This window comes from Nocardia wallacei, assembly GCF_029868745.1.
In the GTDB taxonomy this organism is placed as follows: Bacteria; Actinomycetota; Actinomycetes; order Mycobacteriales; family Mycobacteriaceae; genus Nocardia; species Nocardia wallacei_B.
Genome location: NZ_JARWOP010000255.1, coordinates 1 through 24,447 on the forward strand (window position 1 = coordinate 1; position 24,447 = coordinate 24,447).

Genomic DNA, 24,447 nt, shown 5'->3' on the forward strand with positions numbered 1-24,447 from the left:
CCGGGGGGCGGCCGGTGGGGGGGGGGGGGCTTGTGGGGGGCTCCCTTCCCGTCCGGCCGTTCGCCTCCCCGCGGGGGTCCACAATTTTCCCCCCCCCCCCCCCGGTTCGTGTCGTCGGGAGTAGAAACTAGGCGCGCAGGCTTCGCAATCGCGGCGCCGCGGCGTCTTTCGGGGAGCGCACGAACGTCAGCGGCCTGCCGTCGCGGCCCACGGTCGGCCAGCCGATACCCAGCTCGGGGTCGAAAGCGTCCAGATCCCGGTCGAATTCGGGGGAGTACTCCAGTGAGCACAGGTAGGTGACCGTGGAGTCGTCCTCCAGCGACAGCAGCGCGTGGCCCAGTCCCTCGGACAGGAACACCGAGCGCCGGTGCACGTCATCGATCAGGACGGCGTCCCAGGTGGCGAAGGTCGGGGAGCCGGGGCGCAGATCCACCACCACGTCCAGGAAGGCCCCGCGCACGCAGGTCACGTACTTGGCCTGGCCGGGCGGGTCCTCGGTGTAGTGGATACCGCGCAGCACCCCGGCCGCCGAGGTCGAGGTGTTGACCTGCAACAGCTCGAACGGCCGCCCGACCGCCTTCTCGAATTCGGAGGCCTTGAACGATTCGCTGAACACCCCGCGGTCGTCGCCGCGCAGCGTGGGGGTGAACTCCCAGGCGCCCGGCACCGAGAGTTCCCGGATCCGCATACTCATCGGTGCTCGTCTCCGCCCGGCCGCCGGACGTGTTCCATGCCGTCCTGCTCCCACCCGCGGCCGTGCTCGATCAGTTCGAGCAGATACTTCCCGTAGCCCGAGCGCGCCAGCGGCTCGGCCAGCCGGCACAACTGCTCGTCGTCGATGAAGCCCAGCCGCCAGGCCACCTCCTCGGGCACCCCGATCTTGAGACCCTGCCGCTCCTCGATCGTCCGGACGTAGTTGGAGGCGTCCAGCAGCGAGTCGAAGGTGCCGGTATCCAGCCAGGCCGTGCCGCGGGCCAGCACCTCCACCGACAGCCGCCCCTGTTCCAGATAGGTGCGGTTGATGTCGGTGATCTCGTACTCGCCGCGCTGGGAGGGACGCAGGTCGCGGGCGATCTCCACGACGTCGTTGTCGTAGAAGTACAGACCCGGGATGGCGTAGTTGGACCGGGGCAGCTTCGGCTTCTCCTCGATGGAAATCGCCTTGCCGTCGGCGAATTCGACGACGCCGTACGCGCTCGGGTCCGACACCCGGTAGGCGAAGACCGCGCCGCCGTCCAGACCGTCGAAGCGGCGCAGCCGGGTGCCCAGTCCGGGACCGTGGAAGATGTTGTCCCCCAGCACCAGTGCCGCCGCCTCGGTGCCGATGTGGTCGGCGCCGAGCACGAACGCGCGCGCCAGGCCGTCGGGTTCGGGCTGCACCACGTAGCCGATCGACAGGCCGAACTGCGAGCCGTCGCCGAGCAGCCGCCGGAACGCGTCGGCGTCCTCGGGGGTGGTGATGACCAGGATGTCGCGGATCCCGGCCAGCATCAGCGTCGACAGCGGGTAGTACACCATCGGCTTGTCGTACACGGGAACCAGCTGCTTGCTCACTCCGCGCGTGATCGGATGCAGCCGTGACCCGGTGCCACCGGCCAGAATGATTCCGCGCATGTCACAGCAGTCTGCCATTCGCGCCGCGTCCGGGCTCGACGAGGTTCCGACTCGACCGCGAATTGATCACAGGCGGTTTAGCCGAGTCCCGCTGGGGCGACAAAATGTTGCGTAGGTCACGTTGTCAGCGCCGACAGCTCGCCGCCGGACCACGGTTGTGACGGCTCGGTGCGCCCGGAGTGAAGTAGGTGCGCCATGGTGGCGATCCCGATCGGCGAATCCCTCAGCGAGCCGGGCGTCGTGGTGAATCCCGGCGGCGGCAGCCTGCCGTCCCGCGCGCTGCGCCTGGCCTGTCTCGGCGTGGTGCGGCCGGTCGTCCGGCACTATCCGATCACTCCGCTGACCATGCCGCTGGCGAGCGCGGTGGTCGACGGTCTGGCCCGGCTGCGCCCCATGCCGTCCGGAGTGGAGCGAGAACAGGTGCGGCTCAGCGGTTTCCGGATGGAGATCCTGCGCCCGGCCGGTGCGCGGCGCGCGCTGCGCGACGGCGTGGTGATGTATCTGCACGGCGGCGGCTTCTTCCTCTGCGGGCTGGACACGCATCGTCCGGTCGCCGCCGCGCTGGCCCGGCGCACCGGACTGTCGGTGCTGAACGTGGATTACCGGCAGCTGCCCGCCACGCGCATTTCGGATTCGGTCGAGGACTGTCTCACCGCCTACCGGTGGCTGCTGCGGCACGGCGTCGATCCGGCGCGGATCGTCTTCGCGGGCGATTCGGCCGGTGGGTTCCTCACCTTCGCGACGGCGCTGCGCGCGGTCGAGGTCGGCCTGCCGGCGCCGGCCGGTCTGGTCGGACTGTCCCCGGCGCTCGATCTGGATTGCGCGGCCAAGCGCGACTACCTGAACATCGCCCGCGACCCGTACATCCCGCTGTCGGCGATGGAGCAGATGGTCCGCTACGGCACCGACGGCGAATGCTCCGCGCTCTCCCCGGTGAACGGCGCGCTCGCGGGCCTGCCGCCCGCGCTCCTGATCGTCGGCGAGGACGAATTACCGCGCTACGACTGCGAACTCATGGCCCGGCGGCTGACCGCGGCCGGCGTGCCGAACTCGCTCGAGCTGTGGCGCGGCCAGGTGCACGCGTTCATGAGCATCCTGCCGAACCTGCCGGAGAGCCGGTCCGCGCTCGGCCGGGTGGCGCGTTTCGTGCGGGCCCGGGTGGAGAGCGGCCGCGTCGCGCGCACCGCGTGAACGACAGCACCCCCGCCCGGCGTTGACAGGGCGGGGGTGCTGGGGGAACCGAACGGTTCCTACCGGATCACTTGGCCGGCGGAACGAACGGCTGGTTGATGGTGGTGAAGTACTGCGCCGCAGCGGCAATCGCCACCGGAGCCGTGATCAGCAGCTGCCCGGCCAGGGTGCCCAGCGCGCCGATGGCGATGATGCCACCGAGGCAGCCGATGGCCGCGGCCGGAATGAACGCGCCGAACAGGCCGATGATCGCGGCCGAGGCCACGGTCGCGCCGGCGATGCCGCCGAGCACGCAGCCGATGGCGCCGCCGCCGATGCCGCCGACCAGGGTGCCGATGGCGGCACCGGTGGAGATGGTGTCCTTCAGCCGGGTGAAGGCGGCCAGCTCACGGTCGTACGGGGTCTTCCAGGGGGCCGAGTCCTCGAACGGGAGCGCGACGGGCCGGTAACTCGCGTGCTCCAGGTCGAACTGCGGGGTCAGGGTGGCGGTGTTACCCGAGATGTCGGCAGCAATCGGGAACACGTAGTCGTCGACACGGAACGAGAGGTCGGTGCCGGCCAGGGTGGTTCCGTTGGCGGCCTTGATCTTGAAGACACCGTTCTCGTTCACCAGGGACCCGGAGTCCGTCGAGATGATCGTGCTGGTCTCGGTGGTGGTGGCCTTGTAGTTGACCGCGCCCTCATCGGCGGTCGGCTGCGCGTTCACGGTGCCCGCGGTCACGCCGATTGCGGCGATCAGCATGGCCGACGTCGCGGCGAATTTCCTCATCAGCATTTCTGTGGAACCTCGATACAGAGTGGTTCGGGGGGACACGAGAATCGAAATGGAACGCAGCTAACGTGCGGTGAACCTGTCGTGACCGTTCATTCAAATTCTGTTCACCATCGGGTTCTTGCGTATCGTAAGGTTGTGGAAACATGCAGTGTGAGTGCGGTTTTCGTGCGGAAATAGAATCGTAGACCGACGGCCGTAACGAGCGGTTTGTGATGAATGTCACAGCAGTTGGGTGACGTGGGTAACCGATTTGTTATTTGCATCCCGTAGTAATCGGCGACCGGGTGCCCGAAATGCCCGACCGTCCGGTATGAAATAGCTGACATCAATTGTCGCCCGAACGGACGTCGGCCGCACCTCGGGCCCGGCCGTGGTCCGGCCCCGGCGGTGGCCGATAGTGTTGACGATCGTGCGATTGCTCGTAACCGGGGGCGCCGGGTTCATCGGCGCCAACTTCGTCCACCAGACCCTCGCCGAGCGGCCCGACACCCGGGTCGTGGTGCTCGACAAGCTCACCTACGCCGGTAATCGGGCGTCGCTGGCGCCCGTCGCCGACCGCATCGACTTCGTGCACGGTGACATCGCGGATCTGGAGCTGGTCGATCGGCTCGTCGGCGGGGTGGACGCGGTGGTGCACTTCGCCGCCGAGTCACACAACGACAACTCGCTCACGCAGCCGTGGCCGTTCGTGCAGACCAATATCGTCGGGACCTATTCGCTGCTGCAGGCGGTGCGCCGGCACGACGTGCGCTACCACCACATTTCCACCGACGAGGTCTACGGCGACCTCGACGCCGCGGCCCCGGCCTTCGACGAGTCGACCCCGTACAACCCGTCCAGCCCGTATTCGGCCACCAAGGCCTCCAGCGACATGCTGGTGCGAGCCTGGGTGCGTTCGTTCGGCGTACGCGCGACGATTTCCAACTGCAGCAACAACTACGGCCCGTATCAGCATGTGGAGAAGTTCATCCCGCGGCAGATCACCAATCTCATCGACGGGGTGCGGCCGCGGTTGTACGGCGCCGGTCATCAGGTCCGCGACTGGATCCACGTACACGACCACAACAGCGCGGTGTGGTCGATTCTCGACCGCGGCCGGACCGGGCAGACGTATCTCATCGGCGCCGACGGCGAATTGGACAACAAGGCCGTGGTCCGCTTGATTCTCGCCGAATTCGGCCGCGATCCGGACGATTTCGACCATGTCACCGATCGGCCCGGCCACGACCAGCGCTACGCCATCGATGCCCGCCTGCTCCGCGCCGAACTCGGCTGGGAGCCCCGGTTTTCCGATTTCCGCGCGGGGCTGGCCGACACCATTCGCTGGTATCGCGAGCACGAGGACTGGTGGCGGCCGCAGAAGGACCTCACCGAGCAGGCGTACGCGGCCGCCGGGGAAAAGGTGCTGTAGTTCGCTCAGCCCCAGACCATGAAGTCGTACTTGGCGACCGCGGCGGCGAGCGAAACGATCGTGGCCGCCACGATCGCGATCGCCGGCCCCTTCGCGGGCGTCATCGCCCGAACATCGGTCAGCCGCAGCGGCATCCACCGCAGCAGCACCGCGAAGGCGGCGATGGCCAGCGGCACGAAATAACGGCCCTGCACGCCGTCGACGAGGTAATAGCCGACGGGCGCGAACGACATGTACAGCGTCACGTAGATCATCGCGATGCTGGCCAGCACGGTGAGCGCGACGACCCAGGTGCGCAGCCGGTCCGCGGTCATCCGCTCGGCGATTCCGAGCCCCACCGCGAATGCCAGCAGGCAGGCCAGAATCGAAATCGCGGGCACGTCGATATAGGCGAATCCGAGTTCCCCGAAGAATTGAGTGAACCAGCGCTGATCGCGGAACCAGATGCTCTCTACGAAGGTGTTCAGGAAATCCCCGGGGTGGCCGAGAATCTCTTTCAGCTGATCACCGGGCCGCACCGAATGCCATTGCGCCGGTGGCCGCATCAGGCCCATGCCCTCGCCCGTCGGCGCGGCGATTTTCATCCACACCGCGAAAGCGCCGGCGCCCACCGCCGCGCAAACCCACGGAATCCAGCGCCGCCGGCTCGAAAAGCCGTACTGCCGAGCCGGAATCAGCACCGTCAGCATGGCCAGCAGCACATACGTCGGCTTGCACAGCGGCAGTGCCACGGTGGCGGCGAGCGCGACGGCGACCTCCGCGCGGGACAACCGGGCGCCCAGGAACAGTCCCTTGACCAGCAGGCACGACACCAGGATCGCCAGCGCGTTGGTCAGCGTGTCGGCGGTGACCGTCCCGGCCTGGAACAGCGCGATCGGCAGCACCGCGACGGCGAAAGCCAGCCACTGCACCCGGAACGCGCGCAGCAACCACAGCGCGAACCCGACCACGGCCAGATAGGCGATCAGGCCCGCCAGCCGGGTGAGCAGCACCAGCCCGCCCACGTCGAGATCGAGCGCCTCCGCCAGCCGGATGCCCACGGCCGCAGGCACATACGGGACCGGCGAGTAGGCGGCGGTATTGGTGAACCAGATCGGTTTGGTGGCCTCGGTGGTCACCGGGGCCGACTCCAGCAGCCGGTAGGAGACGCGGTCGGCGGCCATCGGCTCCGGTTCGGCCGGGCGGCGGTTGTAGTCGTAGAAGGCGTAGCCCATCAGCCCGTCGACGCTGAGCGGGACCTCGCCGCCGTAGGCGACGCCGCGGTCGTCGGGGACGCGCTGCGGCAGGAAGCCGCCGTGCGCGACCTGGTAGGCCCGGCCGAACTGGGTGATCTCGTCGTGGCCCCAGAACGACGGCGTCACCGTCGCCCACGCGACCCCGAAAATTCCGGCGACGACGAGGAATACGGCCGTGGCCGCGCCCAGCCGCCGCGGCGCCCAGCCGCCGGCCCGGCGCAGCGGAGCCGGTCTGGCAGGCGTCTCCGCCGCCTCGCTCTCGGCCTCGTCCTCGGCAGTCCGCTCGACGGTCTGCGGACGGGCGTCGGTCGTCATCGGCGGCCCTCGCCGATCCGCTCACCGGCCTCCGTGCCGACCGCCGAGTACCTCAGGTACATCAGGCGGGCGGCCTCGTGCCGGGAGCGGCGGATGCCGTCCAGGATCAGGCCCGCGGTCCAGGCCAGGCTGCCGAGCAGCAGCAGCGTGAAGCCGAGGAACAGCGTGGGGAAGCGCGGCACCTCGTGAATCTCGTAGAACTCGATGACGATCGGGGTGATCAGGATGATCGAGATCGCCCACGCCAGGGTGCCGAACAGGCCGTAGAACGCCACCGGCCGCTCGTGCCGGGCCAGCCCGACGATCAGGGCCAGGATCTTGAAGCCGTCGTGATACGTGCGCAGCTTGCTCTCGCTGCCCGCCGGCCGATCGCGGAAGCCGACCGGCACCTGGGTCTGCGGGACTCGCAGGTGCAGCGAGTGCACGGTCAGCTCGGTCTCGATCTCGAACTCGCGCGACACGGCCGGGAAGCTCTTCACGAACCGGCGGGAGAACACACGATAGCCGGAGAGCATGTCCTCGACGTTCTCGCCGAACACCTTGCCGACCACGCCGTTGAGGACCTTGTTACCGGCCTCGTGCCCCGCGCGGTAGGCGTTCTCGCCCTCGTTCTGCTTGCGCACACCCAGCACGTGATCGTAGGGCCCGTCCAGCAGGGTCTTGATCATCAGCGGCGCGGCGGAGGCGTCGTAAGTGTCGTCGCCGTCGATCATCAGATAGACGTCGGCCTCGATATCGGCGAACGCTCGCCGTACGACGTTGCCCTTGCCCTTGGTGTGCTCGGTGCGCACGATCGCACCGGCGGCGCGGGCACGGTCGGCGGTGCCGTCCGTGCTCAGGTTGTCGTAGACGTAGACGACGATGCCCGGCACGGCGGCCTTGAGGTCGGCGACGACCTTGGCCACCGCGGCCTCCTCGTTGTGGCAGGGCACCACTGCGGCGATACGAAGCTCGGTGGGGTCCACCCCGTCAGTCCCTCATTTGTGAAATCGGACGGTGAAATACGGAACACCGGGAGGGTACAGGGGAGCCGCCCGGACGCGCCCGGTAACCCTCGGTGTGTATCCAGGATGCGGTACCGTCCCCGAAGTGACCAGCAGTGAAACCGCGACCGATCCGGCCGCTCGGACCGGCGCGTCCCTGATCACCAAGGTGCTCGCCGCGCTGCGCCGGGGCGGGGCGTTTCTCGTCGTCGGTGCGATCGGTTTCCTCGTCGACGCGGGCACCTACAACCTGCTGGTCTTCTGGGGCGGCGAGGGCGTGCTGTACCACGCGCCGCTGCCCGCCAAGATCATCGCCATCGTGGTGGCGACGGTGGTCACCTACTTCGGCAACAAGTGGTGGACCTTCGCGGACAAGAAGGGCGGCAGCCCGGGGCGCGAATATCTGCTCTACGCGCTGTTCAACGTGGTAGCGATCGGCTTGCAACTGGGCTGCCTCGGTTTCTCGCGGTACATACTGGATCTGTCGACACCGCTGTCGGACAACATCTCCGGTACTTTGATCGGCCAGATCGTCGCGGTGGTATTCCGCTATTGGGCATACGACAAATTCGTGTTCACCGGCGCGCGGGCGGGCCGATCCGACATCGGCGCGTGAGATGGAGATAATGGTTCCGCTCTGGCGAACACGAGATCACAAAAAGGGACTGTAAATATGGACCAGTCGGCTGGGCAGGCCGTGACCGCATCCGAGAACGACCGGCTGATCGCCAACTCCGCGCCCGCCGCGTTGCGGGCCGATCACCGGGCTCCGGAACGGCTGGTGCTACAGCGGGGCATCTTCGCCGGTCCCGCGCCGAAGATCAGCGCCGAGATGTACGCGGTCACCAAGGGCAAGGCCACGCGGGAACGGATGACGCTGCGGCTGGAGAAGGGCGCCGCCGCGCACACCAACACCTATTTCGGCCGGTTCGCCGCCAGCTACTGGCAGCGCTGGACCACGGTCACCGAGGTCGAGGTTGCCATGACCCTGACCGTGGGCGACCGCGCGCGCGTCCGGCTGGCGGCCTCCGACATCGCCGGGCACCGGCGCATCATCGACACCGCCGACGTCCGCACGCCCGCCCGGCGCAACGGCCAGGGCCCGGACGAGGGCGTCGCCGGACAGCGCGTCGTGTTGCGCGCGCCGCTGGACCAATACGTCGACGGCGGCGCGCTGTGGCTCGAATTCGATGCCGTCGGTGGCGAATTGGGCATCGGCGAGCTGGAGTGGTCGGCGGCGGCGCCCGAGCGGGTGCGGCCCGTGGCGATCGCCATCTGCACGTTCAACCGGGCGCAGGACTGCGCGCACACCGTGGCGGCGCTGGCGTCGGATCCGACCGTGCTGGCCGCCATCGACGCGGTGTACGTGGTGGATCAGGGCACCGATCTGGTCGAGGATCGGCCGCTGTACCAGGAGACCAAGCCGCGCTTCGGTGACAAGCTGCGCTACCTGCGTCAGCCGAATCTCGGTGGGGCGGGCGGTTTTACCCGCGGCCTGTACGAGGTGTCGGCGGCCAACGAGCACGCCGACGTCATCCTGATGGACGACGACATCCTCTGCGAACCGGAAACGGTGTTGCGGCTCAACGCTTTCGCCAATCTGACGACCGAGCCGACACTGGTCGGCGCGCAGATGCTGTTCCTGCTCAACCCCGACTACCTGAATGTCGGCGCGGAGGAGACGGATCTGCCGATCCTGCGGCACGGTCAGAAGGTCGCCAAGGCGCTGCGCAACACCAGCATGCTCAAGCGCAATCAGGAGCGGCGCGTCGACGCGGGGTACAACGCCTGGTGGACCTGCCTCATCCCGTCCGAGGTGGTGCAGAGCATCGGGTTGCCGATCCCGATCTTCTTCCAATGGGACGACGTCGAATACGGTTTGCGCGCGCGCGAACACGGTTTCGTCACCGTGACCCTGCCGAATGCGGCGGTGTGGCACGCCGACTTCTACTGGAAGGATTTCGACGACTGGGCGCGCTACTTCTCCTCGCGCAATTCGCTCATCGTCTCGGCGCTGCACACCCGGTTGGATCCGAAACTCGTCACCCGCAGGCTTTTCCGTGAGATCTCGGAGTATCTGGTCGGTATGCAATACGGGCTGGCGCACACGACCCTGCAGGGCATCGAGGATTTCCTGAAGGGTCCGCGGACGCTGCAGGACGGCGGTCAGGCCGCCCTCGCCGCCGCGCGCACCAGCCGCGGTGAATACGGCGAGACGGTGAAGCATCCCGCGGCCACCGCGCCGATCCGCAATGCCGATATCGAGGTGCGGCGGGCGAGCGGCGAGCCGAGCCGTCCGGTGCTGGTGCTGATCAAGCGGGCCATCCAGCAGTGGACCGGCCGCGTCCAGCCGGGTCTGAAGGCCGTCACCCGCGAGGACGCGCACTGGTGGCACATCGGCCTGTTCGACCATGTGATGGTGACCGACGCGTCTCAGTCCGGCGTGCGAATCCGGCGGCGCGACAAGGCCAAGGCCCGCGCCCTGCTGCTGCGCACGGTCCGGGTGCTGCGCCGCCTGCGCCGCGAACTGCCCGCCGTGTCCGAGCAGTACCGCGCGGCCATGCCCGAACTCACCAGCCGCGAGAACTGGGAACGCCTCTACGGCATCTGAATTCGACGGTGTGGTCAGCCGCCCGGACTCGAGACGAGCAGGGTGCGGGCGGCGGCGGCGACGTCGGATTCCAGCCAGTCGGGGAGGTCGCCTTGGCGGGCGTGGCGGCGGAGGGTGGCATTGGGCAGATCGACCACGGCGCGGGTGAGCCGGTCGATCGAGCGCGGGTCGTCATCGCCGAACAGGTCCCGGGTCAGGCGCCGGACGTGCTCGATCAGGGGTGAGTTCATGCGGGCCAGGCGGTCGCGCAGTTCGGTCTCGGGTGCGCCGTCGAGCAGGTCTCCCGGTCGCAGATGCAGGAGCAGTTTGGCGTCGTCGGGCAGGGCGCGCGCGAATTCGATGGTGGCAACGGCCATTCCGACGGCGGCCTGCAACGGATCCGGGTCCGCCGCGGCCGCCAGCGCCCGCGCCTGAAACCGTTCCAGCGCGCGGATCCAGGTCGCGACGAGCACCCCGTTGCGATTGCCGAAGCGGTGATACAGCGTGCCCACGGGCGCGCCGCTGGCCGCCGCGATGGCGGCGACGCTGGCCGCGCGCGGGCCGTCGCGCAGGACCAGGCTGCGCGCTGCGTCGAGGATCACGTCGGTGTCGTGCTTGCGGGGTGGCGCCATGTACTAGTACGTTCCTTCTATATGGAGCGTTTGCCCTATATCGATCAGCATTCCAGAATAATCACCGCCGATGCGGAACATACCTGGGCCGCGCTGCTGCGGTCGTTCTGCTCGGATCCGGCCGACCTCAGCACGGTGCCCAGGGGTTTCGCGCTCGACGAGACGGATCCGCCGCGTCGTCTGGCGCTGCGCGGCGACCACCCGTTCTCACGGTATGCGCTGGTCTTCTCCCTGTCCGAGACCACGCCGGGGCGCACCACGCTCACGGCCGAGACGCGCGCCGTTTTTCCCGGCGTGGCGGGCCGCGTCTACAAGGCACTCGTCATCGGCAGCGGCGGTCATCGGTTGGTGGTCCGGCGGATGCTGCGCCGGATCGCCGCGTCGGCCGAACGCGGCCGGACGGCGACGGCTGCGGATTGAGGCGGCAGCGCCACCGGCCCCGGCCGATGCCCGGCTGAGCTCAGCGACCGGCCGAGCCGGTCGGCGCCGGCGGCGGGTTGTTGTCGACGACCGCACTCCAATGTACCGACAAAATCGGCCGTCCAGTTTGTGACGGGATCGGGCACGGCGGAGCCCGGGAAACCTTGTCTGTCAGCGGGTTCGGCCGCCTGGGCCTGTCAGAGGAACAGGTCGGTGGTGAGAGGTTCGTCGCCGGGGGTCACGCGGTACTTGTCCAGGTCGGTGATTCCGTGGGCGGCGAGGACTTCGTCGTCGAGGAAGAAGTTGCCGGTGGTGTCTTTCGCCGGGGAGGTGAGGACGAGGTAGGCGGAGTCGGCGTAGATGTCGGGGGTGCGGGAGGTGCGGACCATTTCCTCGCCGCCGAGCAGGTTCTGTACGGCGGCGGTGGCGATGGTGGTGCGGGGCCACAGCGAGTTGACGCCGATGCCGTACTTGCGCAACTCCTCCGCCAAACCCAGGGTGGTGAGCGACATTCCGTACTTCGCGATGGTGTAGCCCAGCGACTGGCCCGCCCACTTCGGGTCCAGGTTCAGCGGCGGGGACAGGGTCAGGATGTGCGGGTTGCGGCCGGCCTGCGCGGATTCCTTCAGCGCCGGAATGCTCAGCTTGGACAGCAGGAAACTGCCGCGGCAGTTGATGTCCTGCATCAGGTCGTACTTCTTCATCGCCAGGGTCTCGGTCGGCGAGAGGTCGATTGCCGAGGCATTGTTGACGACCAGGTCGATGCCGCCGAATCGGCCGATGGTCTGCTGCACGGCCTGCGCGACCGCATCGTCGTCGCGCACGTCGCCGACGAACTTCAGCACCGTACCCCCGGCCTGCTCGAGTTCCGCGGCCGCGGTGTGGATGGTGCCGGGCAACTTCGGATGCGGCTGGTCGGTCTTCGCGATCAGGGTGATGTTCGCCCCGTCGCCCGCGGCTCGCTTGGCGATCTCCAGCCCGATGCCGCGGCTGCCGCCCGACATGATCAGGGTCCGGCCCGCCAGCGGCTTGCCTGCTTCCGTCATTCGCCTGCTCCAATCTGTCGCCCCCGACTCGATGATCTCGAGTAGACGACGGCCGGGGGAGGGATCTGCCCGATTCGGAGATTAAGCGACCGCTCATCACTATGCAACTAGTTGCATAGTGAGGTGGAGGGTATCCGCCGGCACACGAATGCGGCAGTGCCGCGGTATTTCGCGGTGAGCGCCGCATTCGTGGCGCGGCGCGATCCCGAGCGGACGCGGTGGGCGTTGTGTCCTATGCGGTGAACGTCACACCTGCCCGAGCCCGCTCGGTCCGCGGCGGCGATCGGCGGCCTCGCGCCGCGCTGAAGGCGGCACGCGCCGAGCCGGACGCCGCCGCCGACCGTCGTCAGCCGGAATGGCGTTTGCGGTATTCCCAGCGTTGTGACTTGGTCGCGGTTTTCCAGGCTCGCTGGCGTTCGGCGCGGAGGCGGGCGTCGGTGCGGGAGGCCAGCCACTCGTTTTCGCGTTGCAATTTCAGGTAGCTGTCGAAGCGGCGTTGTGGGAGTGCGCCGGATTCCAGGGCGGACCGGATCGCGCAGCCGGGCTCGCGTTGGTGGGAGCAGTCGGCGAAACGGCAGTCGGCGGCGAGGGTTTCGATATCGCTGAACGTGCGGCCCAGGCCCTCGGCCGCATCCCACAGCCCGACCGAGCGGAGACCCGGGGTGTCGATGAGGGTGCCGCCGCCCGGTAGGGGGCGCAACTCGCGGTGCACGGTCGTGTGCCGTCCGCGCTTGTCGGCGGCGCGAACGTCGTTGGTGGCGAACACTTCCGCGCCGAGTAGCGCGTTCGCCAGCGTGGACTTGCCCGCGCCGGAGGGACCGATCAACGCGACGGTGCCCGAGAGCACGGCGGTGAGCACGTCCATGCCCATACCCGTGTTCGCGCTGACGGCCAGCGTGGTCGCGCCCGGCGCGACCGCGCGCACCTCGTCCAGCGGAACGTCCACGGCCAGATCGGTTTTCGTCAGCACCACCACCGGTTGCGCGCCGGATTCCCAGGCCAGGGCCAGCAGTCGCTCGATGCGGCCCAGGTCGACGTCGCCGTCGGCGGCCGTGCACACGAGCACCGTATCGACGTTCGCGGCCAGTACCTGGGCCTCCGAACGCCCGGAGACGGTAGCGCGCACGATCGCCGTGCGCCGGGGAAGTAGTTGCCGCACAACGAGTTCGGTGTCCACAGCGACCCAGTCGCCGGTACACAGGCCCTCGACGTTGGTATCCGCCCGCGGGCAGCGCGCACGCGCGAGCCCTTCGGGTGTCGCGACGTCGCACTCGCTGCGATCCATCCGGATCACGCGGGCCGGGACCCAGCCGGTGTCGAGCAGTCGTGTATACGCGGCGGAAACGGCCGGATTCCAGCCGTAAGAAGTCAGACGGTCGTAATCGACCATGATGGAGAGTCGTCCTTCGTCGGGCACTGCGCCCGGCGTGGGCTCAGTGCATCGGGGAGAGGGTGGAAGCGCATGCGGCGGCGCGGCTTTCGATATCCGGCCGCTGCCCGACCGCGACAATCCGATAGTTGACGTTCACGCTTCCACCTCCTCGACCCTTTCGACGTTGTGTCCGTTGTGGACTGGTACAACGATGACAGGCGCCCCGGACGGGGCGCAACATATTTTTCCGAGAACCGATCTTCCGACCGCGCCTACAGCGCCGCGATCATCACGATGTTGAGCAGGATGATGAGCGCCGCGAGGCCCCACATCACGTAGATGAAGGCGATACCGGGCGTGGACTGCGGCACCGGCCCGATCGCCCCGCGGATGAACGCGATCGCCGGTGACCGGTAGTAGACGCGGGTGCTCATACCCTCGGTCACCGGCACCACGGCGTCGGCCGGGCCCATGTCCCACATCCAGCGGGTAGCGACCCGGAGGTGATGCTGGCCCGGCCCGATCGGGATGTGCGTGGCGCCCCAGCGCGCCATCGGCACCTGCTGCCCGTTCACGAGAATCTTCGGCCCGGTCAGCGCCAGCATGAAGGCCATCGGGAAGTAGGAGCTGTCCACCACGATGCCGGGCGGGCCCGGCTCGGGCTGGAACTGCGGCTGCCCGGGGCCGTAGGGCCCTTGCGGCGCACCGTAATTCGGCTGGGCATACGGATTCGGTTGCCCGCCATAGGGATTGGCCGGAGCGCCCGGAAACTGCTGTCCGGGAACGGGTGCGCCGTAACCCGGCTGGGGTGCGCCGTAACCCGGCTGCGGCGGCGCACCGTACGGCGGCTGCGCGGGATAACCGGGCTGCGGGAACTGCGGCGCACCGGGCTGCGGCACCTGCGGGGACGACGCGCTGTGCGGTTGCGGCGCACCGTATCCCGGCTGCGGGATCTGTGGCGACGACGCGCTATGTGGTTGCGGCGCACCATATCCCGGCTGCGGCACTTGCGGCGACGACGCGCTGTGCGGCTGCGGGATCTGCGGCGCGGACCCACCGTGCCCGGCCTGCGGGAGCTGCGGCGACGAGGCGCTGTGCGGCTGTTGCGCCCCGCGCTGCGGGAGCTGCGGCGCACCGTAGGCGCCACCGCCGTTCTGCGGCTGGGGAACTCCGGGATACGGCGGTTGCCCGTTCTGCTGCCAGGGATTGTGCCCGTTCGGTGGCTGCCCGCCGTAGGGGTTGCTCACAGCCGTACCTCCATATTCGAAAACGCTGATCTAACCGGGTTTGTGGAACTGCTCGCGCCGCCCCAGGCGTCGCAGTCGCAGCCATTCTTTCAGACCGGCCGGATCTTTTTGCTGCACAAGGAAGAACCAGGAAAATCGAGCCCATTCCTGCGGCAGCAGTTTCCGCATCCCGGGCTGTGCCATGAGGTAGCCACGGTTGCGATAGGTGAAGTAGCGCTTGACCGGATCGTCCGGGTACTGGGTGTGCATCCGCCCGCCCAGAATCGGCTTGAACTCGGCGGATCCGTTGGGATGCAGGTACGCGGCCCGCAGACAGGTGCCGAACGGCAGTCCCGACCGCACCAGGCGGCGATGGATCTCCACCTCGTCCCCGCGCACGAACAGCCGCAGATCCGGAACGCCGATCACGTCGACGGCCCGCGCCGAGATCAGGGCGCCGTTGAACAGCGAGGCGATGCCGGGCAGGAAGTCGTCGTCGCCGAGTTCGGAACGCAGTCGCCGCCACACCACGCCGCGGCGCAGCGGGAAGGCCAGCCGATCCGGATCGTCGATGTCGGCCACCACCGGCGACACCTCCGCGAGCCCGTGCCGCTGGGCGCAGCCGACCAGCGTCTCGAGCACCTCCGGGCCCTCCGGTCGCCCGTCGTCGTCGGCCAGCCAGACCCAGTCCGCGCCGAGCGACAGCGCGTGCAGGATGCCCAGCGCGAAACCACCGGCGCCGCCGAGGTTGTGCTCCGAACCCAGGTAGGTCGCCGGCACCGGCTGCTCCCGCACCAGCTCGCCCACCTCGGGCTCGTTGGCGTTGTCCACCACGATCAGGTGATCGACCGGGCGCGTCTGCGCGCCCAGCACTTTCAACGATTCGGCCAGCAACTCGCGGCGCTTGTGCGTGACGACCACCGCGACGATGCGGTCCCCGCCCGGTGCCGGTTCGGACCGCGCTGCCTCGGCGGCGGCCGCCTGATCACTCATGTGGGATTCCGCTCCAGTTCCCGTTCTCGTTCCAGCTCGCGCAGAATTTGGGCGACATGATCACCGGCATCGGGCCCCTCGTAGGCCCGCACCACTTCCTCGATTCCGCCGCGCATCCGCATCTGTCCGTGATCGATCCAGATCGCGGTGTCGCACAGTTGCGCCAGGAATTCGTTGGAATGGCTGCAAAATACCAGGATTCCGGAGCGAGCGACGAGATCGCGCAGGCGATTTCGCGCCTTCTTCATGAACTCGGCGTCCACCGCGCCGATGCCCTCGTCCAGCAACAGGATCTCGGGATCGATCGACGTCACCACGCCCATCGCCAGACGGACCCGCATACCGGCCGAATAGGTGCGCAGCGGCATGTTGAGATATTCGCCGAGTTCGGTGAACTCGGCGATCTCGTCGACCTTGGCCATCATCTGCTTACGGCTCTGCCCGAGAAACAGCCCGCGAATGACGATGTTCTCGTATCCGGAGATCTCCGGGTCCATGCCGACGCCGAGATCGAAAACCGGTGCCACCCGGCCGGTTACGCGCGCGCTGCCGCGAGTGGGTTCGTAGATTCCCGAAAGCAGCCGCAGCAGTGTCGATTTGCCGGCGCCGTTGTGGCCGACCAGGCCCACCCGGTCGCCCTCCTGGAACGACACGGTGATGTCGCGCAGCGCCTCGACGACCACCACGTCGGACTTGTTGCGCCCGATGGAACCACCGGCCTTGCCGAGAAACGCCTTCTTCAAAGATCGTGATTTGGCGTCGAAGATCGGAAACTCCACCCAGGCGTTCCGGGTTTCGATACTCACATCGGACATGTCGCCTTCACACCCAGTAGGGGACGCGGGATCGGAACTGCTTCAGAGCCAAGATTGCCACCACCCAGCCGACGACGGTGAATGTCAGCACCACCAGCCAGCTGCGCAACGCGATCGGATCGCCCAGCGCCGGTGCGCGCACGATCTCGAGATAGTGGAACGTCGGGATCAATTCGACCAGCCGGGCCCGCTCGCTCACCGTGCCGCCTTGCGCGTGCAGCACTTTCGCCGACCACATGACGGGGGTCAGCACGAACAGCATGCGGGTGAGGCTGCCGAGAATGGGCGCGATGTCGCGGTAGCGAGTGCTGAAGATGCCGAACACGATCGACACCCACATCGCGTTGAGGAACAACAGCACGATGGCGGGCAGCACGAGCAGCACCGACCAGTTCAGATCGCGCCACACGCTGAATCCGACCAGCATCACCGCGTAGATGACGAGGTTGTGCGCGAAGAACAGGAACTGCCGCCACACCATGCGGTAGATGTGCACGCTCAATGCCGAGGGCAGCTGTTTGATCAGGCCCTCGTTGGCGATGAACACGTCCGCGCCCTCGATGATGCTGGCCTCGATCACATTCCACACGATGATGCCGACGGTCACGTACGGCAGATATTCGCGCAGCGGCTGAGCGAGCAGCGTCGCGTACAGCAGGCCGATGGCGGCCGCCTGCACCGCGGTCGAGATGGTGATCCAGAACGGCCCCAGCACCGACCGGCGGTACCGCTGCTTGATGTCCTGCCAGCCCAGCGACAGCCATAGTTCACGCTGCGCGAAGCCGTCGCGTAGATCCTTGAACGCACGTCCGAACGACTGCGAATCAGACACTATCGGTACCGAGGCGTCGGCCGGGCGCTGTTCGGCGGTCGCCGGCTCGGCTGGAGCTGCTGCGGGCACAGTGACCGACTGTAGCTGTGCGCGGTGGCGGCCGCTGCGTGCGGGCCGCAAACCGCGCATGGTCGGTGTTCGGAAGCGTCAGAGATACTGACCGCTGCCCGTGGCCGAACCGCCCTGCCCGCGCTCACCCGGGGTGTGCGCGCCCGGCGGCAGCGCGTGCCGCATCTGCTCGAGCTGCTGGCGCGCGGCCATCTGCTGGGCGAACAGCGCGGTCTGGATGCCGTGGAAAAGGCCCTCCAACCAGCCGACCAGCTGAGCCTGGGCGATGCGCAGCTCGGCGTCCGACGGGATGGACCCCTCGCTGAACGGCAGTGCGAGACGCTCCAGCTCGTCGCGCAGCTCCGGCGACAGGCCCTGTTCCAGCTCGCGGATCGAGGTCTGGTGGATCTCCTTGAGGCGGGTGCGGCTGGCATCGTCCAGCGGCGCCGCCCGCACCTCCTCCAAGAGCTGCTTGATCATGGTGCCGATGCGCATGACCTTCGCCGGTTGCTCGACCATGTCGGCCAGCGACTCGTCCTTGCTGTCGGTCTCCGCGCCGCCCTCGCCGACCACCTGCCCGGCGAACGGCGCCTCGCCCTGGGCGCTCGCCGGGATGACCAGCGGCTTGCCTTCGGGGCCGATCACCACGATGGAATCCGGTGCTCCGTCCGATTGCGTCATGATCTCCATCATGTCTTGTCCGGCCGCGACGCGCTTCGGGTGGGTACGCACTGCGGGTATGCCGGAGGGTGACGGTCAGTATTCTGTTGCGGTCGTGTCCGCCTCGTGAGTGGTTCGGTTTGCTGAAAGTCGGTTGCCATGTCGCGTGATCTGTCAGCTGGTTACCCCGGTGGTACCGGTGTGGTAGTCCGGTGCCCGGTGGTAGCCGTCGACACGGTTACCTCGACTTGCCCCCTGCCCTTAGAGTGGCCCACATGACTTACGACGTCGCGAGGGTTCGGGGGTTGATACCGTCCCTGGGCGACGGCTGGATCCATCTCGACCCGCAGGCGGGGATGCTCGTCCCCGATTCGGTATCCCGCGCCGTCTCAACAGGTTTCCGTACTTCCGCGTTCACCCACGGTAATCGGTATTCGGCCACCAGGCGCAGCGGCGCCATCCTGGACGCCGCGCGCGAGGCGGTTGCGGACCTGGTCGGCGCCGACCCGGCGGGCGTCGTACTCGGCCCGGATCGCGCGGTGCTGCTGGCCTGGCTGGCCGAGTCGTTGAGTTCCCGGCTCGGGCTGGGCACGGGGATCGTGCTGTCGCGTCTGGACGACGAGGCGAACGTGGCGCCGTGGCTGCGCATCGCCAACCGCTATGGCGCCCATGTGCGTTGGGCCGAGGTGGAAATAGAGACGTGTGAGATGCCGGCCTGGCAGTTCGAGGAGCTGATCGGGCCCACCGCGCGTTTAGTTGCCTTGACGGCGGCGTCGCCGATCGTGGGTTCGGCGCCGGCCGTGCGGGTTGCCGCGGACCGGGTGCACGAGGTCGGCGGTTTGCTGGTGGCCGATTGCTTCGGCGCCGCACCGTACGCGCTGATCGATATCGACGAACTCAATGCCGACGTGGTCGCGCTGTCGGCCCCCGCGTGGGGCGGGCCGCAGATCGGCGCGCTGGTGTTCCGGGATCCGGCGTTCCTGGACCGGATTCCGTCGATGTCGCTGAATCCCTATGCCAAAGGCGCCGAGCGGCTCGAGGTCGGGCATCACCAGTACGCGTTGCTCGCCGGGCTCACCACCTCCATCGAATACCTCGCCGGGCTGGACGAGCAGGCCACCGGCACTCGCCGTGAGCGGCTGGAGATCTCGATCACCTCGCTGCAGGACTATCACGATCAGCTGTTCGAGCATCTGATGGACGTGCTGGACCGCGTCCCGAACCTGACGGTGATCGGCCGCGCCTCCACCCGCATCCCGACGGTGAGTTTCACCATCGCCGGCATGCAGGCCGAGAAGGTCTCCGCGAAGCTGGCCGATCATCGCGTCGGCACGCTCAGCGGCGTGCACGGGGGAAGCCGTCTGCTCGACGCGCTGGGTGTGAACGACGAGGGCGGGGCGGTCACCATCGGGTTGGCGCCTTACACAACGAAATTCGAGATCGAGCAGTTGGGCCGGGCCTTGGCGACGCTGGACTGAGCGTCCGTCTCCCTATTGCTCGTTGATCCGCAGGATCACCTTGCCGACGGTCTCCGGTGAGTCGAGCAGGCGATGCGCCTCGGCGGCCTCGGTGGCGGGAAGTTCGGCGCTCACCACGGGGGCGACGGTGCCGTCGGCGATCAGCGGCCACAGGTGGCGACGCAATTCGGCAATGATCTCCGCTTTGCTGGAACGGCCGGTTCCCGGGCGGCGCCGCAGGTTCGTTGCGTGCACGGTGCCGCGCTTGGCCAGCAGTTTCGAGATATCGAACTCGGCGCGCACCCCGCCCTGCATGCCGATGATGCACAGCTGCCCGTCCTCGGCGAGGGCCTCGACATTGCGGTTCAGGTAGGCCGCGCCCATATTGTCGAGAATGACGTCGGCGCCACCCGCCTCGCCGACCACGGCCACGAAATCGTCGTCGCGGTAGTTGATCAGGATGCTCGCGCCGAGTTCCGCGCAGCGGTCGAGCTTGAGCTGCGAGCCCGCCGTCACCGCCACCCGCGCGCCGCGGCTCACCGCCACCTGAATGGCATGGGTGCCGATACCGCTGCCGCCGCCGTGAATCAGCAGCAGCTGCCCCGCGTGCAGCCCGGCCCGCAGCACCAGATTCGACCAGACGGTGGCGGCCACCTCCGGAAGTGCCGCCGCCGCAGCCAGATCCAGCCCGTCGGGCACCGGCAGCACCTGGGTCGCGGCCACCACCACCCGCTCGGCGTATCCGCCGCCGGACAGCAGCGCACACACCCGATCACCCGTCCGGAAGTCCGTGACGCCCGCCCCGACCGCCGCGATCACACCCGACACTTCCAGTCCGACGATCTCGCTGGCGCCGGGCGGCGGCGGATAGAACCCCTGCCGCTGCATCAGATCCGCGCGATTCACGCCCGCCGCCGCGACCTCGATGAGCACCTCACCGGCCGCCGGACCCACCGGATCCGGCACTTCCGCCCACCCCAGTACCTCAGGACCGCCGAAACCCTCGAGTGTCACCGCATACATACCCGCGACCTTACGACCCTCCCGTCCCGAACTCCCGCGCCCCGCGCCGAAACCAGCACTCCGTCGCCGGTACTGCGCTGCTGCTCGGCTTCCCGCCTTGCCGTCTTGCTTCGGGTCAGGCGAGTGCTATCCAGTACCGTCGCGCGGGTCCGTGTCGGGTATCGCGGACTTCTTCGAGGATGCCGCCGGCGCGCTCGATCGTTTTCGCCGATTCGACATTGTGCGCGGCGCAGACAACCAGCACGCGGTCCATGCCGAGTGCACGTGCGTGGTCGAGCATCTCGCCCAGCGCCCAGGTGGCAAGCCCCTGTCGTCGTGCTGTCGGGCGGATGCCGAAGCCGATGTGGCCGGCCCAATTCACATGGTCGTCGACGTTGTGTCGCAGTGCGATTCCGCCGAGTATGCGGTTGTCTTCGGCGATCCATCGGTATGTGGTGTCCGTGTCGTAGGTCAGCCGTTTCACCCATGCGGTGAAACCGGTCTGCGACTCGACCTCGTCGGTGGGCGCCAGCCCGAACCCGTCTTCATGCGCGCCGGGACCCCACTCGGCATGCGCGTCGAGCCAGGCGTCGTGAAGGCGTGTGGTGGGCGCGATCAACTCGGGCATGCGCCGACACTATCGATTCTGTTCGGCGGCGGGTGATTCCTACTAGCGTTCCGGGAATGAGCAGTTTCGCCGACTTCCAGAACGAGATCTATCTGGCCGGGCTCTCCGGTGCGGTCCCCGAGTTGCCGATGACGGCCGCGGGCCTGGCCGAACGAGCCCGCGAGGTGCTGTCGCCGGAGGCCTACGCCTATGTGGCGGGCAGCGCGTCGTCCGAACGCACCGCGGCGGCGAACGAGGCGGCGTTCGACCGGTACCGGCTGGTCCCGCGGATGTGGCGCGGCGCCAGCGGACCTGGCGTGCGCGATCTTTCGGTGGAGGTGCTCGGCACGCGGCTGGCCGCGCCGATCCTGACCGCACCGGTCGGCGTGCTGGAACTGCTGCACGAACGCGGCGAGACGCTCGTCGCGGAGGTGACCCGCGAACTCGGCGTCGGCATGGTGCTGTCGACGGCGGCGTCGACCCCGATCGAGGACGTCGGCGCGGCCGCCGGGGCCTGGTGGTACCAGCTGTACTGGCCCAACGACGATGAGCTGGCCCGCTCGTTCGTGGAGCGGGCGACGAAGGCGGGCGCCCGGGCGATCGTGGTCACCGCGGACACTCCCAGCCTGGGTTGGCGTCCGCGCGATCTCGAGCTGGCCCACCTGCCGTTCCTGCAGGCCAAGGGCGTCGCGAACTACTTGTCGGACCCCGTGTTTCGGGCGAAGCTGTCCGCGCCGCCGGAGGAGAGCGAGGAGGCGCTGCGGATGGCGGTGCTGACCTGGGTCGGCCTGTTCGGCAACCACGGCCTGCGCCCGGCCGACATCGCCCGGCTGCGCGAATGGACCGAACTGCCGATCGCGGTGAAGGGCGTCCTGCATCCCGACGACGCCCGCCAACTGGTCGACGCCGGCGCCGACGCAGTGGTGGTGAGCAACCACGGCGGCCGCCAGGTCGACGGCTCCATCGCGGCGCTGGACGCGCTGCCCACGGTCGTCGCGACCGTCGGCGACCGCGCCGACGTGCTCTTCGACTCCGGCGTCCGCACCGGCTCGGACGTCATGGTCGCCCTCGCACTGGGCGCCAAGGCAGTGCTCTACGGCCGCCCGTGGGCCTACGGCCTGGGCATCGCCGGAGCGGCCGGAGTCCGGCACGCCCTCCGCGTGCTGCTCGCGGATCTCGATGCGGCCATGGGCCTTTCGGGCTGCACCGGCATCGCCGACCTGAGCCGCGCAATGCTGTCGTCCACCCGCTGACCCCGGTCGTCCCCGCCCTGACCGGGCGAAGCTCGCATCTCGGGCGGCTAATAGAATGTCCGCATGACTTCCGAACCGAGCGGTACGCCCCCGGAGCCGAGGTGGCTCAGCTCGGCTCAGCAGCGCGCCTGGCGCGCCTACATGGACGGCGGCCAACGCCTCATGGCCCAACTCAACCGCCAACTCCAACGCGACAACGACCTAAGCCTCGCCGAATACCGAATCCTCGTCCTCCTCTCCGAATCCCCCGACCACTCCCTCCGCATGAGCGATCTAGCCGACGGCGTCCTCTCCTCCAGAAGCCGCCTCACACACCAGATCCGCCGCATGGAAGCCCAGGGCATGGTCCGCCGCACGAGCGCGGAGGAAGACGGCCGAGGAGTCCGCGCCCACCTCACCGAGGTAGGCATGACCCGCCTACGCACCGCAGCCCCAGGCCACGTAAACGCGGTCCGCCGAGACTTCATAGACCTGCTGACCCCGGACCAGATCAGGGTTTTGGGCGAGGTTTTCGAACTGGTCGAGAAGGAACTGTCCACCCGCGACTTCCGCTGAAGCGATGGGGGTGGGCCGCGCCCAGCACAGGCGCCGGGTTGGCACCGAGACGTACCCCTGACCTGCGGTGGGTGTGGGATTTGAACCCACGGTGGCGTGAACCACGACGGTTTTCAAGACCGTTCCCTTAGGCCGCTCGGGCAACCCACCTTGCTCCGGGACGGAGCCATCTCAGGTTACTGGTGAGCTGGGCGGGATGCCCAATCGGTGTCGGGGCGGGGGGAGGGGGCAGGTTGTACCGTTGACCGGTTCGGTTGGTAGGGGAACGGGGTGTTGCGGTGCGCGGCGTGGTTGGGATGGCGGGGGCGATCGCGGTCCTGCATGTGGTCGGGTGGGGTGTGTTGTTGCTGGTGATCGTGCCGCAGCAGCACCTCGTCGACGGAGCGGTGTTCGGGGTCGGGCTGGGGGTGACCGCTTACACGCTCGGGATGCGGCATGCGTTCGATGCCGATCACATTGCCGCGATCGATAACACCACGCGGAAGTTGGTGGCGGAGAACGGGCGGGCACGGTCGCAGTCGGTCGGGTTCTGGTTCTCGCTGGGGCACTCGTCGGTGGTCTTCGTGCTCGTCGGGCTGATCGCGCTGGGGGTGCGGGCGCTGGCGCGGAATCTGGAGGATTCCGATTCGGGGCTGCAACGGTGGACGGGGCTGTGGGGTACCAGCGTCTCGGGCACTTTTCTGATTCTGATCGGGCTGTTGAATCTGGCGTCCCTGATCGGGATCTGGCGGGTGTTCCGGCAGATGCGGCGCGGCGAGTTCGACGAGGCGCAGCTGGAACGGGCGCTGGACTCGCGCGGGCTGCTGAACAGAGTGCTCGCGCCCGCGGTGCGGATGGTGCGCAGGCCGTGGCACATGTATCCGGTCGGTCTGCTGTTCGGGCTGGGTTTCGACACCGTCACCGAGGTGGGCCTGCTGGTCATCGCGGGCGGCGCGGCCGCGACCGGACTGCCCTGGTACGCGATTCTGGTGCTGCCCGTGCTGTTCTCGGCCGGCATGTCGCTGCTCGACTCGCTGGACGGCTCGTTCATGAGCTACGCCTACGACTGGGCCTTCGCCCGGCCGATCCGCAAGATCTACTACAACCTGGTTATCACCGGGCTATCGGTAGCGGTGGCGTTGCTGATCGGCGGGCAGGAACTGGTGTCGATCCTGGTGGAGAAGGTCGGTGTGGAGTCGGGGATCGTCGCCTGGATCGGCAATCTCGACCTGGGGCAGCTCGGCTTCATCATCGTCGGACTTTTCGTGCTGACCTGGGCGGTGGCCGTGGCGATCTGGCGGTTCACCGGGGTGGAGCGGCGCTGGGAGAACGACCTGGCCTCGGACTGACTCGCCAGCGTAACTCGAATTGCTGTGGCGCAGGCCACTTTCGGCGCGACCCCTATTCCGCGCTTCGCCGCCGCCCTCGACCTCTGG

The 24,447-nt window shown here is 68.2% G+C and carries 24 protein-coding genes and 1 tRNA gene; 9 read left to right on the forward strand and 16 right to left on the reverse strand.

Annotated elements, in window-relative coordinates:
- Nucleotides 1–127: 127 nt before the first annotated feature.
- The gene (locus QH470_RS22665) at nt 128–688 is read right to left on the reverse strand and encodes a dTDP-4-dehydrorhamnose 3,5-epimerase family protein (protein ID WP_280274445.1); all 561 of its coding nucleotides are present in this window, start codon (nt 686–688) and stop codon (nt 128–130) included.
- A 2-nt stretch (nt 689–690) separates the two neighbouring features.
- The gene (gene rfbA / locus QH470_RS22670) at nt 691–1,614 is read right to left on the reverse strand and encodes a glucose-1-phosphate thymidylyltransferase RfbA (protein ID WP_280274366.1); all 924 of its coding nucleotides are present in this window, start codon (nt 1,612–1,614) and stop codon (nt 691–693) included.
- Between the two features lie 195 nt (nt 1,615–1,809).
- Here rfbA and QH470_RS22675 point away from each other — a divergent pair, with 195 nt between their 5' ends.
- Entirely contained in the window at nt 1,810–2,805 is a 996-nt protein-coding gene (locus QH470_RS22675; protein WP_280274367.1) for an alpha/beta hydrolase, read from the forward strand.
- A gap of 67 nt (nt 2,806–2,872) precedes the next feature.
- Here the strand turns inward: QH470_RS22675 and QH470_RS22680 are convergent, their stop codons facing one another.
- The gene (locus QH470_RS22680) at nt 2,873–3,580 is read right to left on the reverse strand and encodes a DUF8020 domain-containing protein (protein ID WP_280274368.1); all 708 of its coding nucleotides are present in this window, start codon (nt 3,578–3,580) and stop codon (nt 2,873–2,875) included.
- Between the two features lie 409 nt (nt 3,581–3,989).
- Between QH470_RS22680 and rfbB the strand changes: the two genes are divergently transcribed.
- Nucleotides 3,990–4,991, forward strand: a complete 1,002-nt coding sequence (rfbB, locus tag QH470_RS22685) for a dTDP-glucose 4,6-dehydratase (RefSeq protein ID WP_280274369.1) — start codon at nt 3,990–3,992, stop codon at nt 4,989–4,991.
- A gap of 5 nt (nt 4,992–4,996) precedes the next feature.
- Here the strand turns inward: rfbB and QH470_RS22690 are convergent, their stop codons facing one another.
- Together QH470_RS22690 and QH470_RS22695 are read right to left on the reverse strand one after the other, a co-directional pair.
- Nucleotides 4,997–6,541, reverse strand: coding sequence for a DUF2142 domain-containing protein (locus QH470_RS22690; RefSeq protein ID WP_280274370.1), 1,545 nt, complete (start codon nt 6,539–6,541; stop codon nt 4,997–4,999).
- Nucleotides 6,538–7,506: a glycosyltransferase gene (locus tag QH470_RS22695; protein ID WP_280274371.1), complete on the reverse strand. Its 969-nt coding sequence runs from the start codon at nt 7,504–7,506 to the stop codon at nt 6,538–6,540. The genes QH470_RS22690 and QH470_RS22695 overlap by 4 nt, the downstream gene beginning before the upstream one ends.
- A gap of 124 nt (nt 7,507–7,630) precedes the next feature.
- Between QH470_RS22695 and QH470_RS22700 the strand changes: the two genes are divergently transcribed.
- Nucleotides 7,631–8,140 (forward strand): GtrA family protein, encoded by a 510-nt coding sequence (locus QH470_RS22700; RefSeq protein ID WP_280274372.1) that lies wholly within the window; start codon nt 7,631–7,633, stop codon nt 8,138–8,140.
- Nucleotides 8,141–8,197: 57 nt separating this feature from the next.
- Nucleotides 8,198–10,135: a glycosyltransferase gene (locus tag QH470_RS22705; protein WP_280274373.1), complete on the forward strand. Its 1,938-nt coding sequence runs from the start codon at nt 8,198–8,200 to the stop codon at nt 10,133–10,135.
- Nucleotides 10,136–10,149: 14 nt separating this feature from the next.
- On the opposite strand, the gene QH470_RS22710 is transcribed toward QH470_RS22705, so the two are convergent.
- Complete coding sequence (locus QH470_RS22710; protein WP_280274374.1) at nt 10,150–10,746, reverse strand: TetR/AcrR family transcriptional regulator; 597 nt, start codon at nt 10,744–10,746, stop codon at nt 10,150–10,152.
- A 21-nt stretch (nt 10,747–10,767) separates the two neighbouring features.
- Here QH470_RS22710 and QH470_RS22715 point away from each other — a divergent pair, with 21 nt between their 5' ends.
- Nucleotides 10,768–11,166, forward strand: a complete 399-nt coding sequence (locus QH470_RS22715; protein WP_280274375.1) for a hypothetical protein — start codon at nt 10,768–10,770, stop codon at nt 11,164–11,166.
- 197 nt (nt 11,167–11,363) lie between these two features.
- Here QH470_RS22715 and QH470_RS22720 read toward each other — a convergent pair whose 3' ends face one another.
- The 7 genes from QH470_RS22720 to QH470_RS22750 all read right to left on the reverse strand — a co-directional run bounded on the left by QH470_RS22720 (nt 11,364) and on the right by QH470_RS22750 (nt 18,179).
- The gene (locus tag QH470_RS22720; protein WP_280274376.1) at nt 11,364–12,212 is read right to left on the reverse strand and encodes an SDR family oxidoreductase; all 849 of its coding nucleotides are present in this window, start codon (nt 12,210–12,212) and stop codon (nt 11,364–11,366) included.
- 346 nt (nt 12,213–12,558) lie between these two features.
- Nucleotides 12,559–13,602, reverse strand: a complete 1,044-nt coding sequence (rsgA, locus tag QH470_RS22725) for a ribosome small subunit-dependent GTPase A (RefSeq protein WP_280274377.1) — start codon at nt 13,600–13,602, stop codon at nt 12,559–12,561.
- Nucleotides 13,603–13,856: 254 nt separating this feature from the next.
- A complete protein-coding gene (locus QH470_RS22730) occupies nt 13,857–14,831 on the reverse strand; it encodes a hypothetical protein (protein ID WP_280274378.1) in 975 nt (324 codons plus the stop codon).
- Between the two features lie 30 nt (nt 14,832–14,861).
- Nucleotides 14,862–15,803 (reverse strand): galactofuranosyltransferase GlfT1, encoded by a 942-nt coding sequence (gene glfT1, locus QH470_RS22735; protein ID WP_280274379.1) that lies wholly within the window; start codon nt 15,801–15,803, stop codon nt 14,862–14,864.
- Nucleotides 15,800–16,618, reverse strand: a complete 819-nt coding sequence (wzt, locus tag QH470_RS22740; RefSeq protein ID WP_280274380.1) for a galactan export ABC transporter ATP-binding subunit Wzt/RfbE — start codon at nt 16,616–16,618, stop codon at nt 15,800–15,802. The genes glfT1 and wzt overlap by 4 nt, the downstream gene beginning before the upstream one ends.
- 7 nt (nt 16,619–16,625) lie before the next feature.
- Nucleotides 16,626–17,450: a galactan export ABC transporter permease subunit Wzm/RfbD gene (gene wzm, locus QH470_RS22745; RefSeq protein WP_483243947.1), complete on the reverse strand. Its 825-nt coding sequence runs from the start codon at nt 17,448–17,450 to the stop codon at nt 16,626–16,628.
- A gap of 147 nt (nt 17,451–17,597) precedes the next feature.
- The gene (locus QH470_RS22750) at nt 17,598–18,179 is read right to left on the reverse strand and encodes a bacterial proteasome activator family protein (RefSeq protein WP_280274381.1); all 582 of its coding nucleotides are present in this window, start codon (nt 18,177–18,179) and stop codon (nt 17,598–17,600) included.
- Nucleotides 18,180–18,433: 254 nt separating this feature from the next.
- Between QH470_RS22750 and QH470_RS22755 the strand changes: the two genes are divergently transcribed.
- Complete coding sequence (locus QH470_RS22755; protein ID WP_280274382.1) at nt 18,434–19,636, forward strand: cysteine desulfurase-like protein; 1,203 nt, start codon at nt 18,434–18,436, stop codon at nt 19,634–19,636.
- A gap of 12 nt (nt 19,637–19,648) precedes the next feature.
- On the opposite strand, the gene QH470_RS22760 is transcribed toward QH470_RS22755, so the two are convergent.
- Nucleotides 19,649–20,638, reverse strand: coding sequence for an NAD(P)H-quinone oxidoreductase (locus QH470_RS22760; protein ID WP_280274383.1), 990 nt, complete (start codon nt 20,636–20,638; stop codon nt 19,649–19,651).
- A gap of 115 nt (nt 20,639–20,753) precedes the next feature.
- Complete coding sequence (locus QH470_RS22765) at nt 20,754–21,245, reverse strand: GNAT family N-acetyltransferase (RefSeq protein WP_280274384.1); 492 nt, start codon at nt 21,243–21,245, stop codon at nt 20,754–20,756.
- A 56-nt stretch (nt 21,246–21,301) separates the two neighbouring features.
- On the opposite strand from QH470_RS22765, the gene QH470_RS22770 reads away from it, so the two are divergent.
- Together QH470_RS22770 and QH470_RS22775 are read left to right on the forward strand one after the other, a co-directional pair.
- Nucleotides 21,302–22,477 (forward strand): alpha-hydroxy-acid oxidizing protein, encoded by a 1,176-nt coding sequence (locus QH470_RS22770; RefSeq protein WP_280274385.1) that lies wholly within the window; start codon nt 21,302–21,304, stop codon nt 22,475–22,477.
- 63 nt (nt 22,478–22,540) lie between these two features.
- The gene (locus tag QH470_RS22775; RefSeq protein ID WP_280274386.1) at nt 22,541–23,032 is read left to right on the forward strand and encodes a MarR family winged helix-turn-helix transcriptional regulator; all 492 of its coding nucleotides are present in this window, start codon (nt 22,541–22,543) and stop codon (nt 23,030–23,032) included.
- A gap of 65 nt (nt 23,033–23,097) precedes the next feature.
- Here QH470_RS22775 and QH470_RS22780 read toward each other — a convergent pair.
- Nucleotides 23,098–23,182 (reverse strand) — tRNA-Ser (locus QH470_RS22780).
- A 128-nt stretch (nt 23,183–23,310) separates the two neighbouring features.
- On the opposite strand from QH470_RS22780, the gene nicT reads away from it, so the two are divergent.
- Nucleotides 23,311–24,360 (forward strand): Nickel transporter NicT, encoded by a 1,050-nt coding sequence (nicT, locus tag QH470_RS22785; protein ID WP_483243948.1) that lies wholly within the window; start codon nt 23,311–23,313, stop codon nt 24,358–24,360.
- The last annotated feature ends 87 nt before the right edge of the window (nt 24,361–24,447 follow it).

Excerpts from the sequence above, each read along its gene's own strand:
- QH470_RS22665 (WP_280274445.1), bottom strand. The coding sequence starts at position 688 with ATGCGGATCCGGGAACTCTCGGTGCCGGGCGCCTGGGAGTTCACCCCC.
- rfbA (WP_280274366.1), bottom strand. The coding sequence starts at position 1,614 with ATGCGCGGAATCATTCTGGCCGGTGGCACCGGGTCACGGCTGCATCCG.
- QH470_RS22675 (WP_280274367.1), top strand. The coding sequence starts at position 1,810 with ATGGTGGCGATCCCGATCGGCGAATCCCTCAGCGAGCCGGGCGTCGTG.
- QH470_RS22680 (WP_280274368.1), bottom strand. The coding sequence starts at position 3,580 with ATGCTGATGAGGAAATTCGCCGCGACGTCGGCCATGCTGATCGCCGCA.
- QH470_RS22690 (WP_280274370.1), bottom strand. The coding sequence starts at position 6,541 with ATGACGACCGACGCCCGTCCGCAGACCGTCGAGCGGACTGCCGAGGAC.
- QH470_RS22705 (WP_280274373.1), top strand. The coding sequence starts at position 8,198 with ATGGACCAGTCGGCTGGGCAGGCCGTGACCGCATCCGAGAACGACCGG.
- QH470_RS22710 (WP_280274374.1), bottom strand. The coding sequence starts at position 10,746 with ATGGCGCCACCCCGCAAGCACGACACCGACGTGATCCTCGACGCAGCG.
- QH470_RS22715 (WP_280274375.1), top strand. The coding sequence starts at position 10,768 with ATGGAGCGTTTGCCCTATATCGATCAGCATTCCAGAATAATCACCGCC.
- QH470_RS22720 (WP_280274376.1), bottom strand. The coding sequence starts at position 12,212 with ATGACGGAAGCAGGCAAGCCGCTGGCGGGCCGGACCCTGATCATGTCG.
- rsgA (WP_280274377.1), bottom strand. The coding sequence starts at position 13,602 with ATGGTCGATTACGACCGTCTGACTTCTTACGGCTGGAATCCGGCCGTT.
- glfT1 (WP_280274379.1), bottom strand. The coding sequence starts at position 15,803 with ATGAGTGATCAGGCGGCCGCCGCCGAGGCAGCGCGGTCCGAACCGGCA.
- wzt (WP_280274380.1), bottom strand. The coding sequence starts at position 16,618 with ATGTCCGATGTGAGTATCGAAACCCGGAACGCCTGGGTGGAGTTTCCG.
- QH470_RS22750 (WP_280274381.1), bottom strand. The coding sequence starts at position 18,179 with ATGACGCAATCGGACGGAGCACCGGATTCCATCGTGGTGATCGGCCCC.
- QH470_RS22755 (WP_280274382.1), top strand. The coding sequence starts at position 18,434 with ATGACTTACGACGTCGCGAGGGTTCGGGGGTTGATACCGTCCCTGGGC.
- QH470_RS22760 (WP_280274383.1), bottom strand. The coding sequence starts at position 20,638 with ATGTATGCGGTGACACTCGAGGGTTTCGGCGGTCCTGAGGTACTGGGG.
- QH470_RS22765 (WP_280274384.1), bottom strand. The coding sequence starts at position 21,245 with ATGCCCGAGTTGATCGCGCCCACCACACGCCTTCACGACGCCTGGCTC.
- QH470_RS22770 (WP_280274385.1), top strand. The coding sequence starts at position 21,302 with ATGAGCAGTTTCGCCGACTTCCAGAACGAGATCTATCTGGCCGGGCTC.
- QH470_RS22775 (WP_280274386.1), top strand. The coding sequence starts at position 22,541 with ATGACTTCCGAACCGAGCGGTACGCCCCCGGAGCCGAGGTGGCTCAGC.